We start from the raw sequence: 7,660 nt of genomic DNA on the forward strand, positions 1-7,660 counted from the left end.
TTCGAAGTACGTGAAGGCCGGTCGCAACACCCGCTGCCTCCCCGAAAAGCAAGAAAGGCCCCCATCCCGAACCGAGGGATGGGGGCCTTCACCTATCAGCGCGACCTCAGGGAAGCCGCGGCCCGATGAGCGCAGCGAGCCGCGCGACGCCTTCTTCGATCAGTTCCGGAGTGAGCAGGCTGATCGAAAGCCGGAGCTGGTGGAAACCGCCCTTGCCGCCGTAGAAGTGGTGCATCGGGGTGAACAGCACGCCGTGGTCGCGAGCGGCGATTTCCAGCAGTTCGTCGTCGACGACGAACGGGACCGTGACGGTGACGAAGAATCCTCCGGTCGGGGTGTTCCAGCTGACGCCGGCGCACGATCCGAGCCTGCGGTCGAGTTCGCCCAGCGTCAGCTGCAGATTGCGCTGGTAGATGGCGATTTCCCGCGCGTTGGCCTTGGTGAGGCTGAAGTCGTTGAGCAGCAGTTTCCCGGCGATCACGGCTTGGGCGATCGGCGAGGTGTTCACCGTGAGCATGCCCTTGAGCTTCGAAAGCTGGTCGGCGTACAGGCCGCCGTCGGCCATCCGCTGATCCGCCACCGCGAAGCCGACGCGGGCGCCGGGCATGCCGGTCTTGGCGAAGGAGCCGATGTAGACCACGGAGCCCGACCGGTCGAGGGATTTCAGCGACGGCAGCCGCTCGGAGCCGAACAGCCCGTACGCGTTGTCCTCCAGGAGCAGGATCCCGTTCTGCTCGGCGACGTCGAGGAGACGGTGGCGCGAAGGCAGATCCATGCTGGTGCCGGTGGGATTGGCGAAGTTGGGGGTGACGTAGCAGGCCCGCACCCGCTTGCCCTGCTCGTCGGCGCGCTTCAGTTGGAGGACGAGGTCGTCCGGGTCGATGCCGTTCTCGGTCGAGCGCACCGGCCACACGGGGGTGTCGGTGAGCAGCGCGGCCCCGGTCAGCCCGACGTAGGTGGGGGCGGGGGCGAGCAGCACGTCCCGGTCGCCCGCCCGCAGGGTGCGCAGGACCAGGAACATGGCCTCCTGCGCGCCGACGGTGACGACGACGGATTCCGGGGCGGCGTCGATGTTCTCGTCTTCGGCGATGTTCCTGGCGATGAGATCGGCGATGACGCCCTTGGTGGTGCCGTATTGGAAGAGCGTGCGGGTCACCCCCGCCTCGTCCAGTTTTCGATCTTCGCGCAGATGCGCGCAATAGGCGTCGATGTACTCATGAATGAGCCGGATGTCGAAGAACTCTTCGTACGGCCGTCCTGCCGCCATGGAAATGGCCACAGGGTATTCGTCGATCAGTTCGTTGAGCAGATTCATCGACGAGATGGCCGGATCGGTGAGCGATCCATGCAGCGTTTCCACGTTCAAGTGAGTGGACAGACCGTTTGAATCCATGAATACTAGGATTTCCATACGCCGTTGAGGTGTCAAGAACGGGCCGTGGACGCCATTTCCGGAGAATGTCCATCGCCGAATCCTCCAGACACTCGATCCCCGAAGGTACGGTCGTATCCGCGTCCCACCATCTCATCGCGGCGCAGCAGTCATTTTCCCTCAAGGAGCATCATGCTGATGACAACCGAGAACGGGATCCGGTTGTCCTACAACGACTGTGGTGACGGCCCGCCGGTCCTTTTGCTGACCGGCACCGGTGCGCCGAGTTCGGTGTGGGACCTGCATCAGGTTCCCGCGCTCCGTGCCGCCGGTTTCCGGGTGATCACCATGGACAACCGCGGGATCCCGCCGAGCGACGACGGCGCGGGCGGATTCACGATCGCGGACCTCGTCGACGACGTGGCCTCCCTGATCGAGTACCTCGACGCGGTGCCCTGCCGGGTGATCGGGACGTCGATGGGCTCGTACATCGCGCAGGAACTCGCGCTCGCCCAACCGGAACTGCTGGATTCGGTCGTGTTGATGGCCGCCTGTGGCAAGAGCAGTCTCGTCCAGCGGGAGCTCGCCGAGGGCGAGGCGAAGCTGATCGAGCAGGGCATCGAGTTGCCGCCGGGTTTCCTCGCCGCCGTCCGTGCCATGCACAACCTGGGCCCCGCGACCCTCGCCGACGACGACGTCGCGGCCGACTGGCTCGACCTGTTCGCGGCGTCGAGTGCTTGGGGGCCCGGCGTCCGGGCGCAGCTGTTGGTGAGCGCGCTGCCGGACCGCCTCGACGCCTACAAGGCGATCAAGGTGCCCTGTCACGTCATCTCGTTCGAGCACGATCTCGTGGCGCCCCCGGCCGGCGGACTGGAGCTGGCCTCCGCGATCCCCGGCGCGACGTACCGCACGATTCCCGAGTGCGGGCATTTCGGTTACCTGGAGAACCCGGAAGCGGTGAACCGCGAGCTGATCCGGTTCCTCCGCGCCGGATCGCGCGAGACACTGGGAGAGACCGTATGACCGTCCTTTCGGCGGCCACGACACCCGATCTGTTCGAGGCGACCGCGGCCGTGCTGCCGGATCGGCAGGCGGTGGCGATGGACACCACCACCCTCACCTACGCCGAGCTGAACGGGGAGGCCAACCGGCTCGCCCGGCGGCTCGTCGCGCACGGTGTCGGTCCGGAGCGGCTCGTCGCGCTGGCGATGCCGAGGTCGATCGAGTTCGTCATCGCGATCCTGGCCGTGCACAAGGCCGGCGCCGCGTACGTGCCGGTCGACCCGGACTATCCGGAGGAGCGCAAGCGGCAGATGCTGGACGACGCGGCGGCGCACTGCCTGCTGTGCCTGCCGGGGCAGGACGTGGCCGGCGCCCCAGTCGTCCTGAGCGTGGAACGGGAACCCGGACCGTCCGAGCCGAACCTGGACGACCAGGACCGCCTCGGCCCGTTGCGCCCGGACCACCCGGCGTACGTCATCTACACCTCCGGTTCGACGGGGCGGCCGAAGGGTGTGCTGGTCACGCACCGCGGGATCCCGAACCTGGCCGACGACTACGTGCGCCGTCAGGAACTGGGGCCCGAGAGCAGGTTGCTGGCCTTCGCCTCGCCCAGTTTCGACGCCGCGGTCGCCGAGTTCTGGCCGATCTGGCAGGCGGGTGGCTGCCTGGTGCTGGCTTCCGCGCCGGACCTGGTCCCCGGCGAGCCGCTTTCCCGGCTGGTGCGCGACCAGCGCATCACCCATGTCACGTTGCCGCCGTCCGCGCTGGCGCCGCTGGAGGAGTCGGGCGGCCTGCCCGCCGGGCTGACCCTCCTGGTCGCCGGCGAGGCGTGCCCGGCCCCGGTCGCGAAACGCTGGGCGGTGGACCGCGTGATGATCAACGCCTACGGCCCCACCGAGACCACGGTCGCGGTCACCGCGAGCGAGCCGTTGACCGGTGAGGAGACGCCGCCGATCGGCAGGCCGATCACCGGTGTCCGCACCTACGTCCTGGACGATCGGCTGCGGCCGGTCGAGGACGGCGACGTCGGCGAGCTGTACGCGGTGGGCCCCGGCCTGGCCCGCGGTTACCTCCGAAGAGCGGCCGCGACCGCGGAACGGTTCCTGCCGGATCCCTTCGGTGACCCGGGCGGGCGCATGTACCGCACCGGAGACCGGGTCCGCACGCGTCCGGACGGCCAGTACGTCTTCGTCGGCCGGGTCGACGACCAGGTGAAGGTGCGTGGCCACCGGATCGAACCGGGCGAGGTCGAGGCCGCGCTGCTGGCGGTGGACGGGGTGGCCCAGGCGGTGGTGACCGAGCACGAGAACAGGCTCGTCGCCTATGTGGTCGGCGCCGGTGGCGAGCGCGTCCCCGCCGAGCGGCTCCTGACGCCGCTTCGCGCGCAACTGCCCGGATATCTCGTGCCCGACGTGATCGTCGGCTTGCCGAGCCTGCCGGTCTCGCCCAACGGCAAGATCGACCGGGTCGCCCTGCCCACTCCCGAAGAGGAGCACGCCGGGCGCGCGGCGGCGGGACGGGAACCGCTCACCCCGACGGAGATCATCCTGGTCGAGCTGTTCGCCGAAGTGCTCGGCGTCAGCAGTGTCGGCGTGGACGACAGCTTCTTCGAGATCGGCGGCCACTCGCTGCTCGCGACCCGGCTCGTGAGCCGGATCCGGGAACGCCTGAAGATCCGGCTGAGGGTGCAGGCGTTCTTCGACGCTCCGACGGTGGCCCGGCTGGCCAAGGTGCTCGACGGCGCACACACCTGACCTGGAGACCATTCATGCAGACGACGACAGCCGTCGACCTCGGAAATCCCGACCTCTACACGACTTTGGAGCGGCACGACCGGTGGCGTGAATACGCGGCGGAAGACGCGATGGTGTGGAGCGAGCCGGGCAGCTCACCCGGCGGGTTCTGGTCCGTGTTCTCGCATAGGGCGTGCGCCGCGGTGCTCGGGCCGTCGGCCCCGTTCACCTCCGAATACGGGATGATGATCGGCTTCGACCGCGACCACCCCGACAACTCGGGTGGCCAGATGATGGTGGTCTCCGAACAGGATCAGCACCGGAAATTGCGCAAGCTGGTCGGGCCGCTGCTTTCGAGGGCGGCGGCGCGCAAGCTCTCGGAGCGGGTGCGGGCCGAGGTGACCGGCGTCCTGGACCGGGTGCTCGACGGCGACGTGTGCGACGTGGCCGCGGCGATCGGCCCGCGGATCCCCGCCGCCGTCGTCTGCGAAATCCTCGGTGTGCCCGCCGAGGATCAGGACATGCTCATCGACCTGACCAACCACGCGTTCGGCGGCGAGGACGAGCTGTTCGACGGGATGACCCCGCGTCAGGCGCATACCGAGATCCTCGTCTATTTCGACGAGCTGATCTCCGCGCGCCGCGCGAGCCCCGGTGAAGACCTCGTCAGCACACTGCTTTCCGACGACGAGCTGTCGATCGACGACGTCTTGCTCAACTGCGACAACGTGTTGATCGGCGGCAACGAGACGACGCGGCACGCGATCACCGGCGCGGTACACGCTTTCGCCACCGTGCCGGGGCTCCTGGCGCAGGTGCGGGGCGGGGACGTGGACGTCGACACCGTCGTGGACGAGGTCTTGCGCTGGTCTTCGCCCGCGATGCACGTCCTGCGCGTGACGACCGGGGAGGTCACCATCAACGGCCGTGACCTCGGACCGGGTACGCCGGTGGTGGCGTGGTTGCCCGCGGCGAACCGGGATCCCGCCGTGTTCGACGACCCCGACACGTTCCGGCCGGGGAGGAAACCCAATCGGCACATCGCTTTCGGGCACGGTATGCACCACTGCCTCGGGTCCGCGCTCGCGCGGATCGAGCTGGCGGTCGTGCTGCGGGAGGTGGCCGAGCGAGTGTCGCGAGTGGAGCTGACGAAGGAGCCGTCCTGGTTGCGGGCGGTCGTCGTGCAGGGCTACCGGGAACTCCCGGTGCGGTTCACCGGACACTGACAGTCCTATTTGGACTGAACTGTCAAGCGGACACCATTGATGCGGATTTGGCTTCGCGCCATCCTGTTCCTGAGGATCACATCTATTCCACGGAGGAATGTCTTGTCTTCTCACGAAAGCACGCAGAATTTCGAGATCGACTATGTGGAAATGTACGTGGCCGACCTCGAGGCCGCCGCGTCCGGCTGGATGGACAAGTACGACTTCTCCGTCGCCGCCACGGATCGGTCGGAGGACCACCGGAGCGTGACGCTGCGGCACGCCGCGATCGCGCTGGTCCTCACCGAGCCGCTGTCCGACCGGCACCCGGGGGCGACCTACCTGCAGACCCACGGTGAAGGCGTGGCGGACATCGCGCTGCGCACTCCCGACGTGGCGGCGGCCTTCGAGACCGCGGTGAAGGCGGGCGCGCAGCCCATCCGCGAGCCGGAGAAGCGCGCGGACTCGGTCGTCACGGCCACCGTCAGCGGTTTCGGCGATGTGGTGCACACCCTGATCCAGAGCGACGACACCGAGGAATCGCCGGAAGCCTTCCGTGGCAAGGGCGGCGTGGACCTGAACGAGATCGACCACTTCGCGGTCTGCCTGAACGCCGGGGACCTCGCTGCCACGGTGGCGTTCTACGAGCGCGCCCTCGGCTTCAAGCAGATCTTCGAAGAGCACATCGTGGTCGGTGCCCAGGCGATGAACTCCACCGTCGTGCAGAGCACGTCGGGTGCGGTCACCCTCACCCTGATCGAGCCCGACAAGACCGCCGACCCCGGCCAGATCGACGACTTCATCAAGGAGCACCACGGCTCCGGCGTCCAGCACATCGCGTTCACCAGCCCCGACGCGGTCCGCGCGGTCAAGGAGCTTTCCGCGCGTGGCGTGGAGTTCCTGAAGACCCCGGACGCCTACTACGACCTGCTCGGCGAGCGGATCGAGCTGGAGACGCACTCGCTGGACGACCTGCGCGAGACGAAGCTGCTCGCCGACGAGGACCACGGCGGCCAGCTGTTCCAGATCTTCACCGCCTCCACCCACCCGCGCAAGACGATCTTCTTCGAGATCATCGAACGCCAGGGCGCGGGCACGTTCGGCAGCTCCAACATCAAGGCCCTGTACGAAGCCGTGGAGCTGGAGCGCACCGGGCAGAGCAAGCTCGGCCCCGCCCAGCGATGACCCACCTCTGCCTGGACGACCTCGAACGTGCCGCCCGGGCGGTCCTCCCCGGCGAGATCTGGGATTTCCTCGCCGGGGGCAGCGGGGCCGAGTCCTCGCTGGAGGCCAATCGCACCGCGCTGGAGCGGATCTTCGTGATCCCCCGGATGCTGCGCGAGCTCTCCGGCGGCACCACCGAGGCCGAGGTTCTCGGCCGACGCGCCGCGCTCCCCGTGGCGGTCGCGCCGGTCGCGTACCAGCGGTTGTTCCATCCCGAAGGCGAACTCGCGGCGGCGCGGGCGGCGCGGGACGCCGGCGTGCCGTACACCATCTGCACGCTCAGCAGCGTGCCGCTGGAGGAGGTCGCGGCCGTCGGTGGACGGCCGTGGTTCCAGCTTTACTGGCTGCGCGACGAAAAGCGGTCACTGGAACTCGTGCGCCGCGCGGAGGACGCCGGCTGCGAGGCGATCGTGTTCACCGTCGACGTGCCGTGGATGGGACGGCGGCTGCGGGACATGCGGAACGGCTTCGCGTTGCCGGAATCGGTGACGGCGGCCAACTTCGACGCCGGTGCGGCCGCGCATCGCCGTACCGAAGGGCTTTCGGCCGTCGCCGACCACACCGCGCGCGAGTTCGCCCCGGCCACTTGGGACTCCGTCGAGGCCGTTCGTGCGCACACGGACCTTCCGCTGGTGCTCAAGGGGATCCTCGCGGTCGAGGACGCCGTGCGGGCCGTCGACGCGGGTGCCGCCGGGATCGTGGTGTCCAACCACGGAGGCCGTCAGTTGGACGGCGCCGTACCGGGGATCGCGATGCTGGGCGAGATCGCGGACGCGGTCTCCGGTGGCTGCGAAGTGCTGCTGGACGGCGGGATCCGGACCGGTGGGGACGTGCTCAAGGCGATCGCGCTCGGCGCGTCCGGTGTCCTGATCGGACGGCCGTTCATGTGGGGGCTGGCCGCGGACGGCCAGGAGGGCGCCCGGCAGGTGCTCGACCTGCTCGCCGTCGAACTCCGGAACGCGATGGGCCTGGCCGGCTGCGATTCGGTGGCCGCGGTCCGGCGGTTGAGCACTCGGTACAGCGGGTCGTGGGGGGGGGGTTGGGGTTTTCCCCCAACCCCCCCCCCCCACCCCCCCCCAAAAAGGGGGGGCCCCCTTTCCCCTTTTCCGCCCCCCACCGGGTGT

At 68.8% G+C, this 7,660-nt stretch carries 6 protein-coding genes; 5 read left to right on the forward strand and 1 reads right to left on the reverse strand.

Going from position 1 to position 7,660, the window contains the following annotated elements; translation table 11 throughout:
• Positions 1 to 106: 106 nt before the first annotated feature.
• Positions 107 to 1,393, reverse strand: a complete 1,287-nt coding sequence (locus AC069I_RS32600) for an aminotransferase-like domain-containing protein (protein WP_478229841.1) — start codon at positions 1,391 to 1,393, stop codon at positions 107 to 109.
• A gap of 171 nt (positions 1,394 to 1,564) precedes the next feature.
• Between AC069I_RS32600 and AC069I_RS32605 the strand changes: the two genes are divergently transcribed.
• From AC069I_RS32605 to AC069I_RS32625, 5 genes are all read left to right on the forward strand, one after another.
• A complete protein-coding gene (locus tag AC069I_RS32605; protein ID WP_478229842.1) occupies positions 1,565 to 2,395 on the forward strand; it encodes an alpha/beta fold hydrolase in 831 nt (276 codons plus the stop codon).
• Positions 2,392 to 4,128 (forward strand): amino acid adenylation domain-containing protein, encoded by a 1,737-nt coding sequence (locus AC069I_RS32610; protein ID WP_478229843.1) that lies wholly within the window; start codon positions 2,392 to 2,394, stop codon positions 4,126 to 4,128. The genes AC069I_RS32605 and AC069I_RS32610 overlap by 4 nt, the downstream gene beginning before the upstream one ends.
• Positions 4,129 to 4,142: 14 nt before the next feature.
• Positions 4,143 to 5,333 (forward strand): cytochrome P450, encoded by a 1,191-nt coding sequence (locus AC069I_RS32615; RefSeq protein WP_478267128.1) that lies wholly within the window; start codon positions 4,143 to 4,145, stop codon positions 5,331 to 5,333.
• Positions 5,334 to 5,435: 102 nt separating this feature from the next.
• Positions 5,436 to 6,497: a 4-hydroxyphenylpyruvate dioxygenase gene (gene hppD, locus AC069I_RS32620; protein ID WP_478229845.1), complete on the forward strand. Its 1,062-nt coding sequence runs from the start codon at positions 5,436 to 5,438 to the stop codon at positions 6,495 to 6,497.
• A partial coding sequence (locus tag AC069I_RS32625) for an alpha-hydroxy acid oxidase (protein ID WP_478267129.1) occupies positions 6,494 to 7,660 on the forward strand: 1,167 nt, incomplete at its 3' end. The genes hppD and AC069I_RS32625, both read left to right, overlap by 4 nt.

It is taken from the genome of Amycolatopsis sp. NPDC043885, assembly GCF_056435685.1.